This is a genomic window from Terrirhizobium terrae (assembly GCF_030323265.1).
Classification (GTDB): domain Bacteria; phylum Pseudomonadota; class Alphaproteobacteria; order Rhizobiales; family Rhizobiaceae; genus Neorhizobium.
The window spans coordinates 2,946,115-2,968,579 of the sequence record NZ_CP104992.1; the positions used below are offsets into that span (position 1 = coordinate 2,946,115).

A 22,465-nucleotide genomic window follows, 5' to 3' on the forward strand; every position below is an offset into this window, starting at 1 on the left:
TCTGCCCTCCTCAGGACAGTTGCGCCATGACGATGCGGATGACGGCGCGGGCGTAGAGATAGAACAGGCTTTGCTTGGCCAGGTAGAAGACGGCGGCGCCGATCAGCGGCCACCACCATTGTTGCCGCCAGTCGATGGCGAAAAACTGGCCGAAGGCGACAAACACGATGCCCGCCTCGACCCAGCCCATATAGAGCCCGGAATAGCCCCGATGTGCCGCGACCTCGGCCGCCGTGGCACCGAAGAGCAACGGCGTCATGTTGAGGATGCTGGCGACGAGAATGACGAAATGCGTATAGGCCGCAAGCACGAGATGTTCTGAAAAGTTGAACGGCTGGCGGAAGCGGAAGACGATATTCGACGCGATGAGCACCGCGACGAGGCCGAGCGAGAAGGACCATTTCGAATAGGTCTTCACCAGTTCGATTGCCTTGCTCAGCGTCTCGTCCTCGGTGCCGAGATAGTCCGTCTGCGCGATGACGATAAGCAGCACGACGATCGCCGTCAGCAGCAGTTTCAGGGGATGGGTGTGGCTCTTGCGCTGGCCATAGACATATTCCCGCGCCACGGTTCCCGGTTTCAGCGCGACCTTGAGCGCCGACTTGACCATATCCGCTTCGAATACGCGGATCTTCTCCCACGCCTCGTCGCGCAGATGCGATGTACCCAGCCGGTCGATCTTCTTCTGGCCGCAGGCCTCGCAATATTTCCCATGGAGGGAGTTGCCGCAATTGCGGCAGACGGGTGCGTCGAAATAGCTCCGGCTGATCTCTTCATCGATGGCGGGCCGGGCAACGCGGGCACCGGTCATCGCAGGGGAGGGATGTTGCAGAGGCTGATCAGTCACATACGGCTATCCGGCAATCCAATCCTTTAAGGAGATATGGAAGGACTTGCTCAAATGCCAAGGGCAAAGCGGCAATGGTGAGTAGCCTTACCTAGATCATCTAACCGATTTTCGGAGAGATGATCTCCAAAATTTCCCGATTATAACTATCGCGGAAAGGAAGCATATTCTCTCCAACACACCGGCGGACTTGCAGATAGTAATGCGGGCCCGCTCGACGGAGGGAGATCATGACCTACGGATTTCTGGATATCGCCTCGACACCGAGTGTCAGGGCTGCACAGGCCGAGATGGGCGCGGATCAGTTCTGGGATAATTTTGGGGGCCACCGGGAGATGGACCGGTTCACCGAAAGCGAGGCAGCCTTCATCGCCGAGCGCGACAGTTTCTATATGGCGACCGTCTCAGAGACCGGCTGGCCCTACATGCAGCATCGCGGCGGGCCCGCCGGTTTCCTCAAGCTGGTCGACGACAGGACGCTCGCCTTCGCCGACTATCGCGGCAATCGCCAGTATATCAGCACCGGCAATCTGGCCGCCAACGATCGCGCCTGCCTGTTCCTGATGGATTATCCGCGCCGCGCCCGGCTGAAGATTTATGCCCATGTCGAGAAGGTCGCGCTCGACGCTGATCCGGCGCTTGCGGCTCTCGTCCACGAACCGGACTATCGCGGCAAGCCGGAGCGGATTTTCAGGCTGCGGCTGGAAGCCTTCGACTGGAACTGCCCGCAGCACATCACGCCGCGCTTTACGGAGAAGGAGGTCGCGGCAGCAGTTCGCCCGATGCAGGAGCGGCTTGCCGAACTGGAAAGGGAAAATTCCGAGCTTCGCGCCCGGCTGGACGTCCGCAAGGCCAATCCGGATGAGGCTAAGCTTTGAGCGCCTGGAGTTCCGCAAGCACGGCGCGCAGGCGAGGTGCGGCGAAATCCAGGAAGCTGCGCATCTTGAGCGGCATCTGGCCGCGCGAAGCGTGAACGAGGCTGACCGGCACAGGCTCCGGCTCGTAGTCCTGAAGGATGATCTTCAAAGTGCCGGCCTCCACGGCCTCGGCCACCTGATAGTGGAACAGGCGGATGACGCCGGCGCCAAGAATACCGGCACGAACTGCGGCGTCGACGGTGGTGACCGTCAGGCGAGGGGTGACGGGAACGGAAAGGTTTGACTTGGTGTGTTGGTCGCGGAACTGCCAGCCCGATTGCGGCATCGGCCCGTCCACCGCGACGGCAGGAAACGGCAAGAGGTCCTTCGGCGATGCGGGCATGCTGTGCGCCCCCAGGAGCCGCGGGCTGGCGCAGGTGACCATCCGCATCGTGCCGATCGCAGTGGAGATCATCGAGCTGTCCGGCAGCCGGCCGATCCGCACGGCCATGTCGACATGGTCTTCGACGAGCTGGACGTTGCGGTCGATGAGGAGGAGGCTGACGTCGATCTCGGGAAACAGCGACAGAAAGTCGGCGACGACGGGCAGGACGTGAAGCTGGCCGAACTGGACCGGGGCGGTGATGACCAGCCGTCCCTTCGGCGCGGTAAACTCGCCGGCGGCTTCCCGCTCAGCCTCGTTCACCTGTTCGACGATCCGCCGGGCGGCCGTGAGATAGGTGATCCCGGCATCGGTCAGGTCCAGCCGGCGGGTGCTGCGCAGAAGGAGTTTCGCGCCGAGTGCCGCTTCTAGATCCGAGATCTTCCGGGTCAGGGTGGTGACCGGCACGTCGAGGCTGCGTGCGGCAGCGGAAAAGCTGCCTGTGTCGGCAACTTCGATCAGCATCGACATGGCTTCGAGGCGGTCCATTCGTCTTCCTGTCTAGGGGCTCGCGCCACTGGCCGGAGATACGCCTCAGCGTCAAAAGTTTTGGGTTTAATGTCAACCACTTGGAGAACTGAAATGGATCAGATTGCTAGCGTCCGCCCCGCACCGGTTACCGTGCATTATCGCAATGCCACGATCGACGGCGTTAACATGTTCTACCGTGAGGCAGGGCCGGTGGACGGCCCGGTCGTGCTGCTGCTGCATGGCTTCCCGACCTCGTCCCACATGTTCCGCAACCTCATCCCGCTTCTTGCCTATCGCTACCGCGTGATCGCGCCGGATTATCCGGGCTTCGGCTATAGCGATGCGCCGGACCACAAGACGTTCAAATATACGTTCGACCACTATGCCGACCTGGTCGACAAGCTTGTGACGAAGCTCGGCGCGAACCGCTATGCGATCTATGTGATGGATTACGGTGCGCCTGTGGGCTACCGGCTGGCGCTCAAGCATCCGGAACGGATCACCGCGATGATCGTGCAGAACGGCAATGCCTACGAGGAGGGCCTGCGGGAATTCTGGGATCCGATCAAGGCCTATTGGAAGAGTGGTTCGGATGAGGATCGCAAGGCACTGGGCAAGCTCGTCACGCTCGATATCACCAAGTTCCAGTATACCGACGGCGTCAAGGACCTGTCGCGCATCAGCCCCGACAACTGGCTGCAGGACCAGGCGCTGCTCGACCGGCCAGGCAACAGCGATATCCAGCTCGACCTGTTTCATGACTACGGCACGAACGTGCCGCTCTACCCCGAATTCCAGGCCTTCTTCCGCGAGCGCAAGCCGCCGACCCTGATCGTCTGGGGCAAGAACGACTACATTTTCCCGGAAGAGGGGGCTCATCCCTACATGAGGGATCTTCCCCACGCCGAGTTGCATATCCTCGACACCGGTCATTTCGCTCTCGAGGACAAGCTCGACGTGATTGCGCCGCTGATGCAGGATTTTCTCGACCGGTCGGTCAAAGGCTGAGGGGCGGGCGATCCCGTCGATAAATGGTATCGCGGCGGAGGCTATTCCGCCGCGATCTTTCCCGCCAGCTGGCGGTTCTTCATCAGCTTGTAAATGACCGAATCCATCAGCGCCTGAAACGAGGCGTCGATGATGTTTTCCGACACGCCGACCGTCCACCAGCGAACGCCGCTCGAATCGGTGGATTCGATCAGGACGCGGGTAATCGCCTCGGTACCGCCATTGAGGATGCGCACCTTGAAGTCGGCGAGCACGAGGTCGTCGATCTCGTTCTGGTATTTGCCGAAATCCTTGCGCAGCGCGAGGTCGAGCGCGTTGACCGGGCCGTCGCCCTCGGCCACCGACATATGCTGCACGCCATCGATGACGATCCGTACCACGGCTTCCGATACCGTCTTTACCCGGCCGAAACTGTCGAAGCGACGCTCGACCATCACACGGAAACCGTCGACGTCGAAGAAGTCCGGAATGACGCCGAGCGTGCGGCGGGCCAGCAGCTCGAAGCTCGCATCGGCGCCCTCATAGGCATAACCCGAGGCCTCGCGTTCCTTGACGATCGAGATCAGCTGGTCGAGCTTCGGATCGTCCTTGGCGACCTCTATGCCGCGGCGCTTCAGGGCATTGATAAAGTTCGACTTGCCGCCCTGATCCGAGACCATGACCTTGCGAAAATTGCCGACGCTTTCAGGCGGCACATGCTCGTAGGTGCGCGGGTCTTTCAGCAGCGCCGAGGCATGGATGCCGGCCTTGGTGGCGAAGGCGGAGGCGCCGACATAGGGCGCCTGATGGTTGGGCGAACGGTTGAGCAGTTCGTCGAAGGAATGAGACAGGCGCGTCAGCCCGGTAAGCCGCTCCGGGTCGATCGCGGTCTCGAAGCGGGAGGCATAGGCCTCCTTGAGACAGAGCGTGGCGATCAGCGTGATCAGGTTGGCATTGCCGCAGCGTTCGCCGATGCCGTTCAGCGTGCCCTGTACCTGCCGGCAGCCGGCCTCGATGGCGGCCAGCGAATTGGCAACCGCCTGACCGGTATCGTCATGGGCGTGGATGCCGAGTGCGCTGCCCGGGATGCCCGATGCGATGACCGCAGCCACGATCTCGCGGATCTCGTTCGGCTGCGTGCCGCCATTGGTGTCGCAGAGTACGACCCAGCGGGCACCGGCGTCATAGGCCGTGCGGGCGCAGGCAAGCGCGTAGGCCGGATTGGCCTTGTAGCCGTCGAAGAAATGCTCGCAATCGACCAGCGGCTCCTTGGCCGCGGACTTTGCGGCTTCGACGCTGTCGCGGATGGATTCGAGGTTTTCCTCGTTGGTGCAGCCAAGCGCGACGGCGACATGGTAATCCCAGCTCTTTGCGACGAAACAGATCGCGTCGCTCTTTGCCTGCAGCAGCGTGGCGAGCCCCGGATCGTTGGAGGCGGAAATGCCGGCCCGCTTGGTCATGCCGAAGGCGACGAATTTCGCGCGTGTCGTCCGCTTCTGGCTGAAGAAGGCGGTGTCGGTCGGGTTGGCGCCGGGATATCCACCCTCGACATAGTCGAAGCCGAACTCATCGAGCATCGCCGAAATCGCGATCTTGTCCTCGACGGAAAAATCGACGCCGGGTGTCTGCTGCCCGTCGCGAAGCGTGGTGTCGAAGAGGTGGATGCGGTCTCTGGTGGTCGGGGCGGAGGTCATGGTCTTGGCCATTCTGTGGTGTCGTGGTCGGGATGCTGGTAGGGGCGTCGCCGTTCGATATCTTCGGGTGAGGCAGAACTTGGTTTCTCCGGCAGGCCGGCGAGCTCATCGAACCAAGGCATGCGGGTGCCGGTAAAATACTGATGGTCGGGCTTGATGGCGGACGGATCGTCGAGGCTTCCGATCGACAGGTCTATTTCGGTGCCGCCGACAGTCTGGAAGCTGAGCGGTGTGCCGCAGGTGCCACAGAAGCCGCGCTCACCGGCGGCCGAACTCCGGTAGAGAGCAGGAGTTCCGCGCGTCCACGTGACATCCTTCACCTTGACCGTGAGGAACGGCCAGACGATCGAGCCCACGGCCTTCTGGCACATGCGACAGTGGCAGATGGCGCGTTCGGCAATCTCGCCTTGAACGGAATAACGGACGGCGCCGCATTGGCAGCCGCCGCTCAAACGCTCACTCATCTATTCCTCCTCCCCGTTCTTTCGGGTTAGGCTAACTCTTTCCCGCGAACCTGTCCGTCGCGCGAATGAGCTGGTCGGTGATGCCAGGCTCGGACACCGAATGCCCCGCGCCCTCGATGATGTGGAAGTCTGCATCGGTCCAAACCTTCGACAGCTGCCAGGCATATTTCAGCGGGCAGGGCATGTCGTAGCGTCCATGCACGATGACGCCGGGAATGCCTTTGAGCTTCGTCGCATCGCGCAGAAGCTGGCCTTCTTCCAGCCAGCCGGCATTGACGAAATAGTGGTTCTCGATGCGGGCGAAGGCGAGGGCAAAATGATCTTCGCCGAAACCGGCCGTCATTGCCGGATCGGGCAGAAGGGTGATGGTCGAGCCCTCCCAGGTGCTCCATGCCTTGGCGCAGCGGATCTGCTCGGCCTTGTCCGAACCCGTCAGCCGGCGGTGATAGGCGAGCATCATCTCGTGGCGCTCGTTTTCCGGGACGGGCGCGACGAAGGCCTCCCACGCATCAGGGAACATTTCCGAGACGCCGAACTGATAGTACCAGCTGAGTTCGGCCTTGGTGAAGGTATAGACGCCGCGCAGCAGAAGCTCCGTCACGCGCTCGGGATGGGTCTCGGCATAGGCAAGCGCCAGCGTCGAGCCCCAGGAACCGCCGAAGACCTGCCATTTCTCGACGCCCACCATCTCGCGCAGTCGCTCGATGTCGGCGACCAGATCCCAGGTCGTGTTGTTGTCGAGGCCGGCATAGGGTGTCGATTTCCCGCAACCGCGCTGATCGAAGAGAAGAATGTCGTAGAGGTGCGGATCGAACAGGCGAGACTGGATCGGCGTGATGCCGCCACCCGGGCCGCCATGCAGGAAGACGACGGGCTTGGCGCCTTTTGTGCCATGGCGCTCCCAGTTGATCACATGGCCGTCGCCGACATCGAGCGTGCCCGTCTCGTAGGCCGTCGTGGCGGGATAGAGCGTGCGCAGAACTTCGGTAGGCATCATAGGTGAAGCCCTTTGCAGGCCAGTTTTCGGTATCGTGGTCGGGGTGCTGGAAGGAGATGATCTGTTCCTGGCGCTGGTAATAATCGGTATCCCGATGCACTGGCGCGTCGAAGATTTTCTCCACCCAGGGCAGCCTGAAATCGTGATTGACCTGGACCTGGGGTGCCAGATCATCCCGCTCGTCGAAGGCGCCGATGGCGATCTCCAGACCCTGCGGGTGGCGATAGGTGAGCGGCGTGCCGCAGTTCTCGCAGAACCCGCGATCGATATTGACGGAGGACTGGAAGTATCTCGGCTCGCCGCGGGTCCACTCGACCCCATTTTCCGACGTCGAGACAAGCGGGCCGAAAAAGCCGCCGAAGGCTTTCTGGCACATGCGGCAATGGCAGATCGAGGCACGGCCGAGTTCACCGCGGATCCGGAAACGCACGGCGCCGCACTGGCAGCCGCCGGATCTCTCTTGTGCTGATCTTGCAGATTCCGTCATGCGCTGTCCTCCTTGGTGACGCCGCCGGTGGCGGCAACAGGTTGCCACGTCTCCGTGTCGTGGTCGGGATGCTGGTTCGAGACGATATCGGCGAGGAAGGGGCTTCCGCGATATCATCCATGGTGTGATGCGCAGGCAGCGCGCCGAGGTGATCGACGAACGGCACCTTCGCCTCGACGCCGTATTGCATCGACGGCGGCAGGCTCGACGGATCGTCCAACGCTCCCGCCGAGATCGCCAAGCCGTCCGCCGCCTCGTAGGTCAGCGGCGTGCCACAGTTGTCGCAGAAGCCGCGGCGCACGTGATTGGACGAAGAGAAATATTTTGGCGCGCCCCGCGTCCAGGTGAAGGTGGCGCCACGGGTCGAGACGAGCGGCGCGTAATAGGCGCCGAATGCCTTCTGGCACATGCGACAATGGCAGATCGACGACTGTCCAGGCTTGCCCTCTATGCGAAAGCGGATCGCGCCGCATTGGCAGCCGCCGGTATGGAGATGATGGGTCATGTCCGCTCCTCCGGCCGTGCCTTGGACGGAAGTGGAGGCCAGGTTTCGGTGTCGTGATCCGGATGCTGGCGACTGCTCTTCGCGATCGCGGCCTCATCCTCGGGCTTCATGTCGAAGCTGCCGTCGTGTTGCAGGACATCCAGCTCGCCGAACCACGGCATCTTGCGCCCAAGGTTCGTCTGGACCTCAGGCTTCACGCTTTCGGGCTCATCGAGCGATCCTAGCGTGATGCTGATGTGATCCGCTCCGCCATCATAGAAGAGTGGCGTGCCGCACTCGACGCAGAAGCCGCGTCGCACCGTTTCCGACGACTGAAACCATGCCGGCTCGCCGCGGGTGAGCGAAAAGTTCTCGCGCATGACGCCGCCGAACGGCATGAAATAGCCGCCCGCCGCCTTCTGGCACATGCGGCAATGGCAGACATGCGGAAACCCGAGCGCGCCTTCCGCCCGATAACGCACGGCGCCGCACTGGCACCCGCCGTTGTGGAAAGCTGTCATGGTCGAACCTCTCCGGCCACCGTCAGGATATGTAGGCAGACACTATCGATATCCTTGACGACATCGTCATTCCAGAAGCGCAGAACGGTCCAGCCATCCTGTTCCAGTCGTTGTGTTCTGAGGGCGTCGTAACGAAGGTCACGGTCGTTGCCATGCTGCGAGCCATCGACTTCTACAATCAGTCGGTGAGTGGAGCATGCGAAGTCGACAATATAGCCGCCGATGGGCAATTGGCGACGAAAGCCAAGCCCCATGAGCCGATGAGCACGGATGGAGTTCCAGAGTTTCAGTTCTGCTTCGGTCATGGCTTTGCGCATGTGCTTGGCGTTGGTGCGAAGCTTTGGTGAAATCGGGGCATGCGGCAAGTCATGCTCCTTTGTCATCAACGCTGAGCGCCGGATACCCCCTCTGCCCTGCCGGGCATCTCCCCCACAAGGAGGGAGATCGGATAGTAGCTAAGCCGCAATCTCAATCCAAGGCTGAGTTTGCCGTTCTCATACGCTTGGCTAGTCCCCAAAAAGCAACCGTTCTTTTTGGGCGGGGAGGCCGCGTCTTGCTGATCTCCCCCTTGTGGGGGAGATGCCCGGCAGGGCAGAGGGGGTAACTCTTGCCGCTGCCCAAAACATCCTACCGCTTGACCTCCCAGGTCGTCACCCGTTCGCCGCTCGCTGCATCCTTGCCGTCCTTTAGCTGGATGCCCTTGGCGGAAAGTTCGTCGCGGATCTTGTCGGCTTCTGCGAAATTCTTCGCCTTCAGCATTTCGAGCCGCATCGCGACCAGGGCGTCGACGGCATTGGCAAGCGCTTCATCGATCTCGGTCTTCTTCGGGAGAATGCCGAGAAGGGCAGCGCTTGCCGCGAACATCGGCAGCAACGTCCTGTCGGCATTGGCTTCCTGCGCCAGCGCGTGGATGCGCTGCACGGCGGCGACCGAATTCAAGTCGTCGGCCAGCGCATCGAGAACGATCGGGCAGGGGCCGTATCCGCCGGGATTTCGGACGGATCGACCGCCGGCCATTTGGCGATCAGGCGCTCGGCTTCTTCCAGCCGCTTGATCGAAAAATCGATCGGCTCGCGATAATGGGTCATCAGCATGGCGAGGCGCAGCACTTCGCCCGGCCACTGGCGGCCACCGAACGTGTCGGTCGCGAGCAGCTGGTTGATGGTGATGAAATTGCCTTCAGACTTCGACATCTTGCGGCCTTCGACCTGCACGAAGCCGTTATGCATCCAGATGTTCGCCATCACCTGCGTGCCATGGGCGCAGCGCGACTGAGCGATCTCGTTCTCGTGGTGCGGGAAGATCAGGTCCAGCCCGCCGCCATGGATGTCGAACACCTCGCCGAGATAACGCTGGCTCATGGCCGAGCATTCGATATGCCAGCCCGGACGGCCGCGGCCCCAGGGCTGTCCCAGCCGGGTTCGTTGTGAGAGGAGAGCTTCCACAGCACGAAGTCGCCCGGGTTCTTCTTGTGGGCATCGACTGCGACGCGCGCGCCGGCCTGCTGCTCGTCGAGCGGGCGCTTGGAAAGCTGGCCGTAATCGGTCATCGACTTCGTGTCGAACAGCACTTCGCCTTCCGCCACATAGGCGTGGCCGCGGGCGATCAGCTTTTCGATGATGTCGATCATCTGGGCGATATTGTCGGTGGCGCGGGGCTCGACGGTCGGCTCCAGGCAACCGAGCGCCGCCACATCCTCGTGGAACTGCTTCGCCGTCTTTTCCGTCACCGCATGGATCGCGTCGTTCAGCGGCAGGTGCGGGAAATCGCGCAGCGCCCGGGCGTTGATCTTGTCGTCGACGTCCGTGATATTGCGCGCATAGGTCACCTTCGCCTCGCCATAGACAAGACGCAGCAGGCGGAACAGCACGTCGAACACGATGACCGGGCGGGCATTGCCGATATGGGCGAAATCATAGACCGTCGGGCCGCAGACATACATGCGCACGTTTTCGGCATCGATCGGCCGGAAGGCCGTCTTCTCGCGGTTCAAGGTATTGTGTAGCTTGAGCGTGACGCTCATAGAAAAATTCTCCCAACCTGCAAACGGCATGCATCGACCGGTACCGGACCGGAGCGTTTGTCTTCAAGGCTTTTCGAGAGACGAAAACGGCCGGACCAGCGCCAAGCGCTAGCGGATAATCTTCCCACAAATGGAAATCGCCGTGTTCATGGCAAGGTTTATGGCGCGACCCGCCGATTTGGTCAAGGGCGGATGGCCGATGGGCAGGCGCAATTCCTTGTGGGTTAAACTCCCGGTTTAACTTTTGGTTAAGCAATCTTCTCGCAGGCGCTTGGCGGACTTTTAGTGATTCGACATATTAGTTTTATCTGATGAATGGTCCGAGGCTGGCATGAACCCAAGACCCACTTTCGTTGGTACCCCGCTTGAGCCGCACGAGCTCAGGAAGCTGGCGCATATCTATCAGATCGCCCGCGGGCTGACGGGCCGCTCCCAGCATGACCCTGCCGCCATGCGATTGGCAGCCATGGCCATTCGTTTCTATCAGTTGGGTGTTCGCGACGAAGACCTGTTGCTCGAACGCGTGGTCGATACCCATGCAAGGCTGGCGGAAGTCTGAGCTTTCCTCGCTCCTTTTTACCGCGGATGCTTCTGCCCTTGAGGCGCTTCGACTGTCTTCAATCTGTGATGCATCCATCGACGTGAGGCGAAAGCCGCGAGCACGACTGCAAAGGCGATCGGCACCAGCATGATTAGAAGATGCATGTGCAGCCTCGATCGTCCGAAAAGCGCCTCCACGGCATTGCCGAACAGATAGCCGATCGTGATGATCAAAGTGCCCCAGACGACCGCGGCGATGAAATTCAGCACGACGAAACGCAGGGCAGGAACGGCCGACAGCCCGATCAGCACCGGGCTCACCGTGCGCATGCCGTAGATGAAGCGGAAGGACAGGATGAAGCCGGTCGGATGCGCTTCGAGAAGGCGGCTCACCTTGGTGGCGGCCTCCATCTTGAGGAAGCGTTGGACAAAGGTGAGCCGGTTGGCATAGCGCCCAGCGAAGAACCATGCCTGGTCGGCGGCAAAGGAACCGAAGGTCGCGGCAGCCGCTGCCTCCCACCATGTCATGAAATGCCGATGCGCAAAGACCCCGCCGAGAAAAACGGCGGTTTCTCCCTCGAAAGCAGCGCCGAGGAAGACGGCGAGAACGCCATATTGCGCAATCAGGTGTTCAGGCGACAAGGGCAGGCTCCGCGATGACCGATTGTCGTCAAACTAGCGGAGCCGCGGTCAAAGTCATGCCGAAAGCGCTCATCTGGTCAGGACTTAGGCCGGTACCTGGTAATCGACGAAGCGGTTTTCACGCACGACAAACAGCCGGCCGCTTTCGGTCATCTCGGGACAGGCAAGCGGCAGGATTTTCCGGGCGACCTCGGAAGGATGCGGCAGGGTTTCCGGATCTTCGCCCGGCATGGCCTGGGCGCGCATCGCCGTGCGGGTGGCGCCCGGATTGACCATGTTGATCTTGAGCGGCGTATGGGCCATTTCCTCGGCCCAGATCCGGCCCATCGTCTCGACGGCTGCCTTGGACATCGCATAGGCGCCCCAGAAGGCGCGCGGATTGGTGGCGACGCCGGAGGAGAGCAGCAGAGCGCGACCGGCGTCGGACTTGACGAGCAGCGGTTCAAGCGAGCGGATCAGCCGCCACATTGACGTGACATTGGTCGTCATCACCCGTTCGAATATCTTGGCCTCCACATGGGCGACCGGCGCGATGACGCCGAGAATGCCGGCATTGGCGACAAGAATGTCGAGTTTGCCCCAGCGCTCGAAGATGGAAGCGCCGAGACGATCGATCGCTTCCATGTCGGACAGATCGAACGGCACCAGCGTGGCCGAACCACCGGCAGCCTGGATGGCATCATCGAGCTCTTCGAGCCCCCCACCGTACGGGCGGTGGCGATCACATGCGCGCCGGCCTTGGCGAGTTCCAGCGCGGTGAAATAACCGATGCCGCGCGAGGCGCCCGTCACCAGCGCAATCCTGCCTTTAAGATCGATGGTCATGCTCTCTTCCCGTTCCCGTATTTACGGCCGCCCAAAAAGAAGGCTGCGTTTCCGCAGCCTTCTAAAGCTTTTGCCACCGGTTGGAAACGGGCTAACCCGTCGCAGGGGCTTATCCGTTGCTGGCGAGCAGCGAGACCTTGCGGCCGACGGCCTCGCCGTCCTTGTCGAGAAGACGGGTCGGGTAGTCGCCGGTGAAGTAATGGTCGGTGAACTGCGGGCGCGCGTCATTGCGATCCTCGCCGCCGACGGCGCGGTAGAGGCCATTGATCGACAGGAATTCAAGCAGATCCGCGCCGATATATTTGCACATCGCTTCCAGGCTTTCATACTGGTTGGCGAGTAGCTTTTCCCGGTCCGGCGTGTCGATGCCGTAGAAGTCCGGATAGTAGATCATCGGGCTTGCGACGCGCAGATGTACTTCCTTGGCGCCGGCGTCGCGGATCATCTGCACGATCTTCAGCGAGGTGGTGCCGCGCACGACCAGAATCGTCGACCAGCACGACGCGCTTTCCTTCGATCATCGCACGGTTGGCCGAATGCTTCAGCTTCACGCCGAAGGCGCGGATCTGCTGGGTCGGCTCGATGAAGGTACGGCCGACATAGTGGTTGCGGATGATGCCGTATTCGAACGGGATGCCGCTTTCCTGTGCGTAGCCCAGCGCTGCCGGCGTGCCGCCATCCGGCACGGGCACGACGACATCGGCTTCGACCGGGGCTTCCTTGGCGAGATTGATGCCCATGTTCTTGCGCGCGACATAGACCGAACGGCCGCCGACGACCGAGTCAGGGCGGGCGAAGTAGACATATTCGAACAGGCAGAGACGCTCCGGCTGGCCGTTGCCGGCCTTGCGGGCGTCGATCGAGATCGAGCCGTCGGGCTGGATCTCGCAGATGATGACTTCGCCGTTTTCGACGTCACGGACGAACTTCGCGCCGATGATGTCGAGTGCGCAGCTTTCCGACGCGAAGATCGGCTTGCCGTCGAGTTCGCCCATGACCAGCGGACGGATGCCGGTGGGATCGCGGGCGGCGATCAGCTTGGTGCGGGTGATCGCGACCATCGAATAGCCGCCCTCCATCTGGCGGATCGCATCGATGAAGCGGTCGGCGGTGGAGGAATAGCGGGAGCGGGCGATGAGGTGGAGGACGACTTCCGTATCGGACGTGGACTGACAGATGGCGCCACCGGCGATCAGCTGGCGACGGAGCGTCAGGCCATTGGTGAAGTTGCCGTTATGGGCAATCGCGATGCCGCCGACTTCGAGTTCCGCAAACAGTGGCTGGACGTTGCGCAGCGCCACTTCGCCGGTTGTCGAATAACGGACATGGCCGATCGAGATATTGCCGGGCAGTTTGGCGAGCGTCGCAGGGTCGGTATAATGATCGCCGACAAGGCCCATGCGGCGTTCCGAATGGAAGCGCAGACCGTCGAAGGAGACGATGCCGGCCGCTTCCTGGCCGCGATGTTGCAGGGCGTGCAGCCCGAGCGCCGTCAGCGTCGCCGCATCCGGATGGCCGAGGATGCCGAACACGCCGCATTCTTCGTGAAGCGTGTCGTCCTCCCATTCGTTGGAGAGGTTGACGTCAAAAGTCTGCGAAGCCGACTGGTCCATTGTGAGCCCGTGCCCTTTCGGAAAATGGAAAGGCCGGCCGGGAAAACATTCCCGGAGCCAGCCCGCTCTCTATCTGAATTCGAATGTTACCACAAATGGTGACGATTAGCGCTGCATCAAGCGCAACACTGCGTCAATTATTTGTTGTAGGTGCGTCACCCACCGGCGGCAGTTCCTGACCTGGCGTCGGATCAGCGGTCGGGTCGGCCGGAGCCTCTTCCTTGCCTGTTATGCGGGCACGGATCTGCGGCTCTACGTCTTCGGGAAGAACAGCTTCCAGGCGCGCGACCAGTGTATCGAGGAAGGGCTTGGATTTTGCCTGTGTAACCCATGCCGGTTGCGCCTGGACTGGTACAAGCCAGTTCCAGAAGGCGACGGCGATGACGAGAAGCAGGATACCGCGGGCCGCGCCGAACAGGAAGCCGAGCGTGCGATCCAGCGCGCCGATACGGCTGTCGATGATGAAGTCGGCAATCCGCGAAGTGATGAAAGAGATAATGATCAGAGCGATCAGGAATATGATGCCTGCCGATGCCGCGATCGCGATGCGATGGTCGGACGTGTATTTTTCCGCATAGGGGACGACCAGCGGATAAAGATAATAGGCGGCGGCAACCGAACCGGCCCAACTGGCGATCGACAGCACTTCGCGGGAAAAGCCGCGGACCATGGCGAGCACCGCGGAAAACAGGGTGACGCCGATGACAACACCGTCGAAAATCGTAATGGGCATGTAAACTCTACTCCAGAACCTGCCGTTCACACCTGATGCCTGCAGCCGACGCTTACGCCGGCATTCGGCCGCCCGGCAATTCAGTATTGGGCGCAGTGTCTTACATCAGCCAAGCCATTAACGGAAGATCAATCATCTTCGCCGCCATTTTCATGGCCTTTCCCCAGTTTCTTTGCCGATCCGGCAATGCGGGAAACGAGATCGGGCAGGTCTTCCACCTCCGTCCATCGGGCACCGCCCTTTGGCAGTTCGGCGGAACTGGCCGGCAGGAGCGCCCCGGCAAAGCCGAGCTTTTCCGCCTCTTTCAGCCGTTGAGCGGTCTGCGATACCGGGCGAACCGCGCCGGACAGGCTGATCTCGCCAAAATACACATGATCGGCGGGAAGTGCTGCACCGGCGAGCGAGGAGACAAGCGCGGACGCGATCGCAAGGTCAGCCGCCGGTTCTGAAATCCGGTAGCCGCCGGCCACGTTGAGATAGACGTCATGCTGGCCAAGCCGCACGCCGCAATGGGCTTCCAACACCGCAAGGATCATGGCGAGGCGCGAACTATCCCAGCCGACCACGGCGCGGCGCGGCGTGCCGAGCGAGGTCGGCGCCACAAGTGCCTGTACCTCGACCAGAACCGGACGCGTGCCCTCCATGCCGGCAAAGACCGCAGCGCCGGGTGATTTGGCATTGCGCTCGCCCAGAAACAGTTCCGACGGGTTGGAGACGTCGCGCAATCCCTTGTCGGACATCTCGAACACGCCGATCTCGTCGGTCGGCCCGAAGCGATTCTTCACCGTCCTGAGGATGCGGTAATGATGGCCGCGATCGCCTTCGAAATAGAGGACCGCATCGACCATGTGCTCGACGACGCGGGGGCCGGCGATCTGGCCTTCCTTGGTGACATGGCCGACGAGAACCATGGCGGCGCCCGTCTGCTTGGCAAAGCGGATCATTGCCTGCACGCCGGTGCGCACCTGGGTGACGGTGCCGGGGGCACTGTCGGCGGTGTCGCTCCACAGCGTCTGGATCGAATCGATGATGACGAGGTCCGGGCGCTTGCCTTCCGAAATGGTGGCGAGGATATCCTCGACATTGGTTTCCGCGGCTAGCAGAACATCTGAATCGGCTGCACCCAGACGCTGGGCACGTAGCCGCACCTGCGCCACGGCCTCTTCGCCTGAGACATAGATGATGCGATGGCCGCGACGGGAGAGGGCGGCCGCCGCCTGCATCAGAAGCGTCGACTTGCCGATGCCGGGATCGCCACCGATCAGCACCGCCGAGCCGCGCACGAAGCCGCCGCCGGTGGCGCGGTCGAGTTCGGAAATGCCGGTATGGACACGCGGCGCCTGTTCCGTTTCGCCCGACAGCGACGTGAGTGCCACGGCGCGGCCCTTCTTTGGCGCCTTGCCGGGGCCGCCGCCGATACCGCCCATCGGGTCTTCCTCGACGATCGTATTCCACTCGCCGCAGCCATCGCACTTGCCGGCCCAGCGGCTATGCACCGTGCCGCAGTTCTGGCACACGAATTGGGTTTTGGTTTTTGCCATGACTTAGTCTTGTTCGGTCCTGAATAGGTCTGGAGAGAGATTTTGATGTCCGTGCAGGACGCGAACAATGCGGACTGTCGTTTCCGTCGTTCGAAAGTATATGCAGCGCTTACGGTAGGGCAGGGCTTTCAAGCCCGGTGAAAGGTTATCGCGAAGTACTTCCTGAAAGCCGGTCGTCGCGATCCACTCGATCTTGCGAGTCAAGTCTCGCACGAAGTGAGATGCAACCACCGGGTCATCGGCAGCTATGTAAAGGAATATGTTGAGAAGGTCTTCGTCGGCGAGCGGGGCGTAAATCAGCTCTTTCGATTTAATATCTGCATCCCCCGTTCGATAATCGAGTCGGCGTGGGCGTCCGCGCTGGGGAAAGTGACAAACTCACCTCGCTCCAGCTGCGCATCGGCTTCAGCGATCATCGCTTGCAGGTGTTCATCCTCGCTTCCAAGGCGCGCTAGTCCTGCGGCAATGACATCATCGGCACTGTCATAGGTTCCGGATCTAACCTGTTCCTCGATAAACGCCTTATGCTTGTCGCTGAGATGGATCTCGGTCATTTCGATCTCCTTTTGTTCTCTTTTAACATGAAGGTTTTCGACTTCCAAGAGGGCACCAAGAGGAAGGTGCGGCGTCAGTCGTCCGGATAAATATATCGCCGCTCGTAGCGCAGGCCGAGGCCGGTCAGCAGTTCGTAGCCGATCGTACCGGCGGCGCGCGCAACGTCGTCGACTGGAATGTGTGGGCCGAAAAGCTCGACATAGTCGCCGACACGCACATCTCCATCAGGAACATCCGTCACGTCGAATATGGTCAGATCCATGGTGACGCGGCCGATCACCGGGACACGGGTATTGCCGACAAAGCCGTAGGCGCCTTGCGTCCCGCCGGCGCGGATCGGAACCCCGGAGCCGGAAAGCGAGCGCGGATAGCCGTCGGCATAACCAGCGGATACGACCGCCAGCCGGCTGTTGCGCGAAAGTTGGTGGGTTGCGCCATAGCTGACCGTGGAGCCGGATGGGGCCTCGCGAATCTGCAGGATGCGTGCCTCGGCCTTGGCCACGGGCTTCAGCGCCTTCATGCCGTTTACCGCCTCGCCGCCATAAACGGCGATGCCGGGGCGGGTCAGGTCGAAATGGTATTCGGGGCCGAGAAAGATGCCGCCGGAGGCCGCAAGACTTGCCGGTATCCCTTCAAAAGCCGTCGCAACCCGTTGAAAAGATTCAAGCTGGGCGCGGTTGAGCGGAGAGGCCGCGTTGTCGCCGCTATGCAGATGCGACATGATGAGAACGGGCGAAAAGCTTGCCGGACGCGATACGTCATCGGCAAGGGCGATCGCATCCTCCATCGGCAACCCAAGCCGGTTGAAACCGGTGTCGATCTGCAGCGCGCAGGGGTGGTCGCCATGCTCGGCTGTCACGGCCATCCAGAAGGCGAGCTGCTCTTCGCAGGCGATGACTGGCACCAGATCATGTTCGAAGAACAGCTTTTCCTGACCGGGCCAGATGCCGGAGAGCACATAGATGCGGGCATCCGGGGCATAGGTCCTGAGCGTTACGCCTTCCTGGGCGATCGCCACGAAAAAGTCGCGCGCGCCGGCTTCGTAGAGAGCGGTGCCACAGTCCTCCAGCCCAAGGCCATAAGCATCCGCCTTGACCACGGCTGCCGTACTGACCGAGCCGCAGCGCCTCGCCATTTCCCGCCAGTTATCGGCAAGCGCGCCGAGGTCGACGGTCAGCCGCACCGGAGCCGTATCGAACTCATCGAAGAAAGTGTCGTCGCTGTGGAAATCTGTCATGGCATCTCACGAGGGGCGGAGGAGGCGGGCGATTTTTAAGTCGATCCTAAAGGTTTAGCGAGAAGAATACAGACCCTTAAGGTTATATTCGGTCACGTCTGCGCAATCGCTGAGGATGATGAGGCATTGCTTTCACGGCAGAAATCGTCGCTCAGGGCGTGCCCGAACCGCGGTTTCCTATCATCTCGCGAGGCGCCAGTCTGAAGGACTGAGCCACCAGATCGGCCATGGCGTGCCTTTGCGGGGCGTTCGGATGCAAGCCGTCTCCAAGCTGCGACGGATCAGCCGGATCGCTGATCAGATCCGAGAAATCGATGAACCGATCCGCGAATTCCGCCCATGACGACGCGAGATAGGCATTGTAGGAGCTGCGATATCGTTCCTTCTGCGGATCGAAATTATTGGCTCCTATCTTGGCGGGAAGCAGGCTGCCTATTGCGACCTTGAAGCCGGTTGCCCGGGCTTGGGCACAATAGGTGCGTATATCGGCAATGAGGCTTCTGTCATTGCGGCCGTCATTCAGCAGATCGTTGATGCCCGCCATGATGATGACCCAGGAAAAGCCTTCTGCAAAAAGCGGCGCGATGTTCTTCGGATATTGGGAGAGACATTGCGACAGAGGCCGGCCGAAGCCTGCGCGATTTGCGACGCGTACCGAAGTCTGCGCCTCCAGGATCGTGGGGTAGGGCGGCCAGCCGGCGGTAAAGCCGCCAGAGGAAATGCTGTCGCCATCGATGACGATCCCGACTGTGCGTGTCTCCACGGAGGAGGCCTGTGCCGCCGGCACCGCATTCGGTCGGCAAAGGATCATATCCGTCGCAAGCGCCGTACTTCCGATGACGAAAGTTCTGCGGAAGCTGTCCAGGTTCTTACTCCATTCGCCAGAACGAGATGCTGGCAATGTGAAATATAAATATGATAATGTGTCGTATATTTATCCAGCAAAGCGGATACTGATTGCAATCCACTTGCCCTTGAGGCTTCGCCACCTCGGTCATGCGCTGATTTTATTATCACTTTAAGAGGTATGAATTGCGGACGAACTATAGGCCGGAATTGGACGGCGTCAGGGCTATATGCATCCTGCTGACCATCGCAAACCATTTGCCAGGGGCTCAGCCTATATCAACGGCTCCATCGGGGTCGATATTTTCTTTGCCCTGAGCGGCTGGCTCATCACCTATCTCCTGCTTCAGGAATACGAGCGTACCGGGACGATCAGCCTGCGCTCCTTCTACTTGCGACGGCTGTTCAGGATCGTGCCGCTCTACGTTTTCACCATCGCGCTCTATGGCCTCGCGGCGCTGGTAATCGGCAAACTGTCCGGCTCGTCCGCCGATCTGCAGAATTTCGTTTCCGCCTTTCCGTGGCTGATCAGTTTCAACTCGGAATACCGGGGAGAAGGTGCCGGCAACATATTCGGGCATGCCTGGACGTTGGGGATCGAGGAGAAATTCTACATTCTCTGGCCGATCTTCATGCTGCTGTTCATCAGGAATATCCGCCTTCCGCTCCTGGTTCTCCCAGCCGTCATCCTGACGCTGATTGTCCTGGCGCCGGAAAGGGAGCATGTCCTGCGGGGCTATCTCGGATTGGGGTTCGGCACAGTGCTCGCCATCGTGGCCCGGAATGCGGTGGTAACGGCGCTTCTCGCTCGCGGCCGGACGGTCTATGCGGCGGCGGCTGCGATTGTGCTCTTCTATGGGTTGAGCCTGGTTACGCCTCATGACTATGCCTGGAACCTGGCGACATCGTTCGCCGCAGCGTTTCTGGTCGGCGGTCTTTGGCATGGCCAGTCGAAGCTGGGAGGGCTTCTCTCATGGCCGCCCCTTGCCTATGCCGGCAAGCTGACCTTCGCCGTCTACCTGACGCATGTCCTGGTCATCAATGTCGTCATGATGGGGATGCAGAAGGCGGGAATGTCCCTGCCTTATGCGGCGATCTTCGCGCTTGCATATTTCGCGTCGATCGCAGTGGCTGCGGTCCTGAATGCGGCGATCGAAGATCCCCTGATCAAGATCGGGCGCCGATTGAGCGCACGTGAGAAGCCGCCAAGTGCAGTCGCGGCAGAAACCGCGGCGTCATAGCCGCGGTGACGGTCTTCAAACTATTGAGGGCTGATAGACTTTGGAGCCTTCGTCAAGGTTCTTCGTACTGCACGAAGCTCGGCTCGGCGAGATCCGCGAAGCGGGTGAACTCCGACTGGAAGGCGAGCTTTACGGTGCCGGTCGGTCCGTGGCGCTGCTTGGCGATAATGACGTCGGCAGTGCCCTTGACCTTGTCCATATGCGCTTCCCATTCCGGATATTTCGGATCGGAAAGATCGCGCGGCTCCATGTTCTTCACATAGTATTCCTCACGGAACACGAAGAGCACGACGTCGGCGTCCTGCTCGATCGAGCCGGATTCACGAAGGTCGGAGAGCTGCGGACGCTTGTCTTCGCGGCTTTCGACGCCGCGCGACAACTGCGACAGGGCGATGATCGGCACGTTCAGTTCCTTGCCGAGCGCCTTGAGACCCGTGGTGATCTGGGTGATTTCCTGGACGCGGTTTTCACCGGATTTGCCGGAGCCGGTCATCAGCTGGATATAGTCGACCACCAGGCAATCGAGGCCGCGCTGGCGCTTGAGGCGGCGGGCACGGGCCGACAGCTGGGCGATCGAGATACCACCGGTCTGGTCGATGAAGAGCGGCACCTTCTGCATCATCTGGGAGCAGGCGACGAGCTTTTCGAAATCGGCCTCGGTAATGTCACCGCGGCGGATCTTCGACGAGGAGACTTCCGTCTGCTCGGAGATGATACGGGTGGCGAGCTGTTCGGACGACATTTCGAGCGAGTAGAAGCCGACGACGCCGCCGTTCTTGGCCTTGAAGGAACCGTCCGGATTGACGTCCGGCTCGTAGGCTGCGGCGATATTGTAGGCGATGTTGGTGGCAAGCGAGGTCTTACCCATGCCGGGACGTCCCGCAAGCACGATCAAGTCGGAGCGCTGCAACCCGCCCATCTTGGCGTCGAGCGACATGATGCCGGTGGAAATGCCGGACAGCTGGCCATCACGCTCGAAGGCCTGTCCGGCCATGTCGATGGCGATCGCCACCGCATCATTGAACGACTGGAAGCCGCCGTCATAGCGGCCGGTTTCGGCCAGTTCGAACAGGCGACGCTCGGTATCCTCGATCTGGCTCTGCGGCGGCATGTCGAGTGGCGCGTCATAGGCGATATTGACGACGTCTTCGCCGATGGTGATCAGCGCGCGGCGCAGCGCAAGATCGTAGATCGCGCGGCCATAATCTTCGGCGTTGATGATCGATACGGCGTCGGCGGCAAGGCGCGCCAGATACTGCGCGACCGTCAAGTCGCCCACCTTGTCGTCTGCCGGCAGGAAGGTCTTGAGTGTGATCGGGTTCGCCGTCTTGCCCATGCGGATGATGTCGCCGGCAACCTCGTAGATCTTGCGGTGCAGCGGCTCGTAGAGATGGGGCGGCTTCAGGAAGTCGGAGACGCGGTAATAGGCGTCGTTGTTGACCAGCATCGCGCCGAGCAGCGCCTGTTCGGCCTCGATATTGTTCGGCGCCTCGCGGTAATGCGGCTCCGCAGACTTGTTGCTAAGCGACGTGATATTGCGCGCGGCTTCGTTCATGGTCTTCAGATCCGTCCTGTCCGTCAATTCAAGATGCCGGTTCTAGAGATAAGTGGGCGTCCTCGAAACCGCGCTTTTTGTCGCCCGGTGATTCCCACAGCTATCCACAGCGGCTGTCATCTACGCGAAACAAAAAACGTAATGAAGCGACAAATCCGGTTGACTGTGCAGCTTGCGCGACTCGTCCGGCATGAGCGGAATCATAGCGCGAAAAAGAGACAAAAAAACGCCCGGCCTCCATGAGACCGGGCGTTATTATCCGACCCTTGCGGGTGTGGATTATTCTTCGTCGCCGTCGCGGTCTGCATCCGGATCGAAGAAGTCTTCCGGACGCAGGGCGTCTTCGTCAACGCCGTAGATGGCGTCAGCGGAGGTGAGGCTTTCGCCCTTGGCCTGACGCTCGGCTTCTTCGGCAGAACGGGCAACGTTGAGTTCGACTTCGATCTCGACTTCGGCGTGCAGGTGCAGGGTGACCTTGTGCAGGCCGATCGCCTTGATCGGGGTGTTGAGGTCGACCTGGTTGCGGCCAAGGTTGAAGCCTTCGGCGGCCAGAACGTCGATGATGTCGCGGGCAGCGACAGAACCGTAGAGCTGACCGGTTTCGCCGGCCGAACGGACGACGATGAAGGACTTGCCGTTGAGTGCTTCGGCGACGGTTTCAGCTTCGCCCTTGCGCTCGAGGTTACGGGCTTCGAGCGTTGCGCGCTCGGCGTCGAAACGCTTCTTGTTGGCGTCGTTGGCGCGCAGCGCCTTGCCCTGCGGGAGCAGGAAGTTACGGGCATAACCGTCGCGAACCTTCACGACTTCGCCCATCTGGCCGAGCTTCGGCACGCGTTCAAGCAGAATGACTTGCATTGGTAGAGT

At 61.1% G+C, this 22,465-nt stretch carries 19 protein-coding genes and 7 pseudogenes; 5 read left to right on the top strand and 21 right to left on the bottom strand.

Features of this window, described 5'->3' with window-relative positions; genetic code table 11:
* Positions 1 to 10: 10 nt before the first annotated feature.
* On the bottom strand, positions 11 to 847 hold the full coding sequence (locus tag N7E02_RS22355) for a DUF3667 domain-containing protein (RefSeq protein WP_286579796.1): 837 nt from the start codon (positions 845 to 847) through the stop codon (positions 11 to 13).
* Positions 848 to 1,077: 230 nt separating this feature from the next.
* Here N7E02_RS22355 and N7E02_RS22360 point away from each other — a divergent pair.
* Together N7E02_RS22360 and N7E02_RS29900 are read left to right on the top strand one after the other, a co-directional pair.
* Positions 1,078 to 1,686: pseudogene (locus tag N7E02_RS22360) on the top strand (pyridoxamine 5'-phosphate oxidase family protein); the annotation flags it as partial.
* A pseudogene (locus N7E02_RS29900) lies at positions 1,637 to 1,783 on the top strand (hypothetical protein); the annotation flags it as partial. The pseudogenes N7E02_RS22360 and N7E02_RS29900, both read left to right, overlap by 50 nt.
* Here N7E02_RS29900 and N7E02_RS22365 read toward each other — a convergent pair.
* Complete coding sequence (locus tag N7E02_RS22365; RefSeq protein ID WP_286579798.1) at positions 1,715 to 2,635, bottom strand: LysR family transcriptional regulator; 921 nt, start codon at positions 2,633 to 2,635, stop codon at positions 1,715 to 1,717. The pseudogene N7E02_RS29900 and the gene N7E02_RS22365 sit on opposite strands and share 69 nt — an antisense overlap.
* 93 nt (positions 2,636 to 2,728) lie before the next feature.
* Between N7E02_RS22365 and N7E02_RS22370 the strand changes: the two genes are divergently transcribed.
* On the top strand, positions 2,729 to 3,625 hold the full coding sequence (locus N7E02_RS22370; RefSeq protein WP_286579799.1) for an alpha/beta fold hydrolase: 897 nt from the start codon (positions 2,729 to 2,731) through the stop codon (positions 3,623 to 3,625).
* Between the two features lie 41 nt (positions 3,626 to 3,666).
* Here N7E02_RS22370 and cimA read toward each other — a convergent pair whose 3' ends face one another.
* The 8 genes and pseudogenes from cimA to cysS all read right to left on the bottom strand — a co-directional run bounded on the left by cimA (position 3,667) and on the right by cysS (position 10,274).
* Entirely contained in the window at positions 3,667 to 5,310 is a 1,644-nt protein-coding gene (gene cimA, locus N7E02_RS22375) for a citramalate synthase (protein WP_286579800.1), read from the bottom strand.
* Complete coding sequence (locus N7E02_RS22380) at positions 5,295 to 5,762, bottom strand: GFA family protein (RefSeq protein ID WP_286579801.1); 468 nt, start codon at positions 5,760 to 5,762, stop codon at positions 5,295 to 5,297. Before N7E02_RS22380 ends, cimA begins: the two co-directional genes overlap by 16 nt.
* A gap of 31 nt (positions 5,763 to 5,793) precedes the next feature.
* Entirely contained in the window at positions 5,794 to 6,756 is a 963-nt protein-coding gene (gene pip / locus N7E02_RS22385; protein WP_286583985.1) for a prolyl aminopeptidase, read from the bottom strand.
* 10 nt (positions 6,757 to 6,766) lie between these two features.
* Positions 6,767 to 7,246, bottom strand: a pseudogene (locus tag N7E02_RS22390) (GFA family protein); the annotation flags it as partial.
* Positions 7,243 to 7,751, bottom strand: a pseudogene (locus tag N7E02_RS22395) (GFA family protein). The pseudogenes N7E02_RS22395 and N7E02_RS22390, both read right to left, overlap by 4 nt.
* Positions 7,748 to 8,251, bottom strand: coding sequence for a GFA family protein (locus tag N7E02_RS22400; RefSeq protein WP_286579802.1), 504 nt, complete (start codon positions 8,249 to 8,251; stop codon positions 7,748 to 7,750). Before N7E02_RS22400 ends, N7E02_RS22395 begins: the two are co-directional and overlap by 4 nt.
* Positions 8,248 to 8,616 carry an endonuclease domain-containing protein gene (locus tag N7E02_RS22405; protein WP_286579803.1) on the bottom strand — a complete coding sequence of 123 codons (369 nt, stop codon included), beginning with the start codon at positions 8,614 to 8,616 and terminating at the stop codon, positions 8,248 to 8,250. The genes N7E02_RS22400 and N7E02_RS22405 overlap by 4 nt, the downstream gene beginning before the upstream one ends.
* A 262-nt stretch (positions 8,617 to 8,878) precedes the next feature.
* Positions 8,879 to 10,274: pseudogene (gene cysS, locus N7E02_RS22410) on the bottom strand (cysteine--tRNA ligase).
* A 331-nt stretch (positions 10,275 to 10,605) separates the two neighbouring features.
* On the opposite strand from cysS, the gene N7E02_RS22415 reads away from it, so the two are divergent.
* Positions 10,606 to 10,833 carry a hypothetical protein gene (locus N7E02_RS22415; protein WP_286579804.1) on the top strand — a complete coding sequence of 76 codons (228 nt, stop codon included), beginning with the start codon at positions 10,606 to 10,608 and terminating at the stop codon, positions 10,831 to 10,833.
* A gap of 17 nt (positions 10,834 to 10,850) precedes the next feature.
* Here N7E02_RS22415 and N7E02_RS22420 read toward each other — a convergent pair whose 3' ends face one another.
* The 9 genes and pseudogenes from N7E02_RS22420 to N7E02_RS22460 all read right to left on the bottom strand — a co-directional run bounded on the left by N7E02_RS22420 (position 10,851) and on the right by N7E02_RS22460 (position 18,722).
* Positions 10,851 to 11,456 carry a DedA family protein gene (locus N7E02_RS22420; RefSeq protein WP_286579805.1) on the bottom strand — a complete coding sequence of 202 codons (606 nt, stop codon included), beginning with the start codon at positions 11,454 to 11,456 and terminating at the stop codon, positions 10,851 to 10,853.
* A gap of 84 nt (positions 11,457 to 11,540) precedes the next feature.
* Positions 11,541 to 12,280, bottom strand: a pseudogene (locus N7E02_RS22425) (SDR family NAD(P)-dependent oxidoreductase).
* A 109-nt stretch (positions 12,281 to 12,389) separates the two neighbouring features.
* A pseudogene (purF, locus tag N7E02_RS22430) lies at positions 12,390 to 13,893 on the bottom strand (amidophosphoribosyltransferase).
* A gap of 133 nt (positions 13,894 to 14,026) precedes the next feature.
* A complete protein-coding gene (locus N7E02_RS22435; RefSeq protein ID WP_286579806.1) occupies positions 14,027 to 14,626 on the bottom strand; it encodes a CvpA family protein in 600 nt (199 codons plus the stop codon).
* Positions 14,627 to 14,754: 128 nt separating this feature from the next.
* Complete coding sequence (radA, locus tag N7E02_RS22440; protein WP_286579807.1) at positions 14,755 to 16,167, bottom strand: DNA repair protein RadA; 1,413 nt, start codon at positions 16,165 to 16,167, stop codon at positions 14,755 to 14,757.
* Positions 16,168 to 16,170: 3 nt separating this feature from the next.
* The gene (locus N7E02_RS22445) at positions 16,171 to 16,482 is read right to left on the bottom strand and encodes a type II toxin-antitoxin system RelE/ParE family toxin (protein WP_353622926.1); all 312 of its coding nucleotides are present in this window, start codon (positions 16,480 to 16,482) and stop codon (positions 16,171 to 16,173) included.
* Positions 16,464 to 16,721, bottom strand: a complete 258-nt coding sequence (locus N7E02_RS22450; protein WP_286579809.1) for a type II toxin-antitoxin system ParD family antitoxin — start codon at positions 16,719 to 16,721, stop codon at positions 16,464 to 16,466. Before N7E02_RS22450 ends, N7E02_RS22445 begins: the two co-directional genes overlap by 19 nt.
* Before the next feature lie 74 nt (positions 16,722 to 16,795).
* The gene (gene alr, locus N7E02_RS22455; RefSeq protein WP_286579810.1) at positions 16,796 to 17,959 is read right to left on the bottom strand and encodes an alanine racemase; all 1,164 of its coding nucleotides are present in this window, start codon (positions 17,957 to 17,959) and stop codon (positions 16,796 to 16,798) included.
* A gap of 151 nt (positions 17,960 to 18,110) precedes the next feature.
* Positions 18,111 to 18,722 carry an SGNH/GDSL hydrolase family protein gene (locus tag N7E02_RS22460; RefSeq protein ID WP_286579812.1) on the bottom strand — a complete coding sequence of 204 codons (612 nt, stop codon included), beginning with the start codon at positions 18,720 to 18,722 and terminating at the stop codon, positions 18,111 to 18,113.
* Between the two features lie 313 nt (positions 18,723 to 19,035).
* Between N7E02_RS22460 and N7E02_RS22465 the strand changes: the two genes are divergently transcribed.
* Positions 19,036 to 20,046: an acyltransferase family protein gene (locus N7E02_RS22465; RefSeq protein WP_286579813.1), complete on the top strand. Its 1,011-nt coding sequence runs from the start codon at positions 19,036 to 19,038 to the stop codon at positions 20,044 to 20,046.
* Positions 20,047 to 20,098: 52 nt separating this feature from the next.
* On the opposite strand, the gene N7E02_RS22470 is transcribed toward N7E02_RS22465, so the two are convergent.
* Positions 20,099 to 21,601, bottom strand: coding sequence for a replicative DNA helicase (locus tag N7E02_RS22470; RefSeq protein ID WP_286579814.1), 1,503 nt, complete (start codon positions 21,599 to 21,601; stop codon positions 20,099 to 20,101).
* A gap of 279 nt (positions 21,602 to 21,880) precedes the next feature.
* Entirely contained in the window at positions 21,881 to 22,456 is a 576-nt protein-coding gene (gene rplI / locus N7E02_RS22475) for a 50S ribosomal protein L9 (protein ID WP_286579815.1), read from the bottom strand.
* Positions 22,457 to 22,465 lie beyond the last annotated feature (9 nt).

Coding starts and splice junctions, on each gene's coding strand:
- rplI (WP_286579815.1), bottom strand. CDS start 22,456: ATGCAAGTCATTCTGCTTGAACGCGTGCCGAAGCTCGGCCAGATGGGC.
- N7E02_RS22365 (WP_286579798.1), bottom strand. CDS start 2,635: ATGGACCGCCTCGAAGCCATGTCGATGCTGATCGAAGTTGCCGACACA.
- N7E02_RS22435 (WP_286579806.1), bottom strand. CDS start 14,626: ATGCCCATTACGATTTTCGACGGTGTTGTCATCGGCGTCACCCTGTTT.
- N7E02_RS22470 (WP_286579814.1), bottom strand. CDS start 21,601: ATGAACGAAGCCGCGCGCAATATCACGTCGCTTAGCAACAAGTCTGCG.
- radA (WP_286579807.1), bottom strand. CDS start 16,167: ATGGCAAAAACCAAAACCCAATTCGTGTGCCAGAACTGCGGCACGGTG.
- N7E02_RS22450 (WP_286579809.1), bottom strand. CDS start 16,721: ATGACCGAGATCCATCTCAGCGACAAGCATAAGGCGTTTATCGAGGAA.
- N7E02_RS22400 (WP_286579802.1), bottom strand. CDS start 8,251: ATGACAGCTTTCCACAACGGCGGGTGCCAGTGCGGCGCCGTGCGTTAT.
- N7E02_RS22370 (WP_286579799.1), top strand. CDS start 2,729: ATGGATCAGATTGCTAGCGTCCGCCCCGCACCGGTTACCGTGCATTAT.
- pip (WP_286583985.1), bottom strand. CDS start 6,756: ATGCCTACCGAAGTTCTGCGCACGCTCTATCCCGCCACGACGGCCTAC.
- alr (WP_286579810.1), bottom strand. CDS start 17,959: ATGACAGATTTCCACAGCGACGACACTTTCTTCGATGAGTTCGATACG.
- cimA (WP_286579800.1), bottom strand. CDS start 5,310: ATGGCCAAGACCATGACCTCCGCCCCGACCACCAGAGACCGCATCCAC.
- N7E02_RS22465 (WP_286579813.1), top strand. CDS start 19,036: ATGCATCCTGCTGACCATCGCAAACCATTTGCCAGGGGCTCAGCCTAT.
- N7E02_RS22415 (WP_286579804.1), top strand. CDS start 10,606: ATGAACCCAAGACCCACTTTCGTTGGTACCCCGCTTGAGCCGCACGAG.
- N7E02_RS22380 (WP_286579801.1), bottom strand. CDS start 5,762: ATGAGTGAGCGTTTGAGCGGCGGCTGCCAATGCGGCGCCGTCCGTTAT.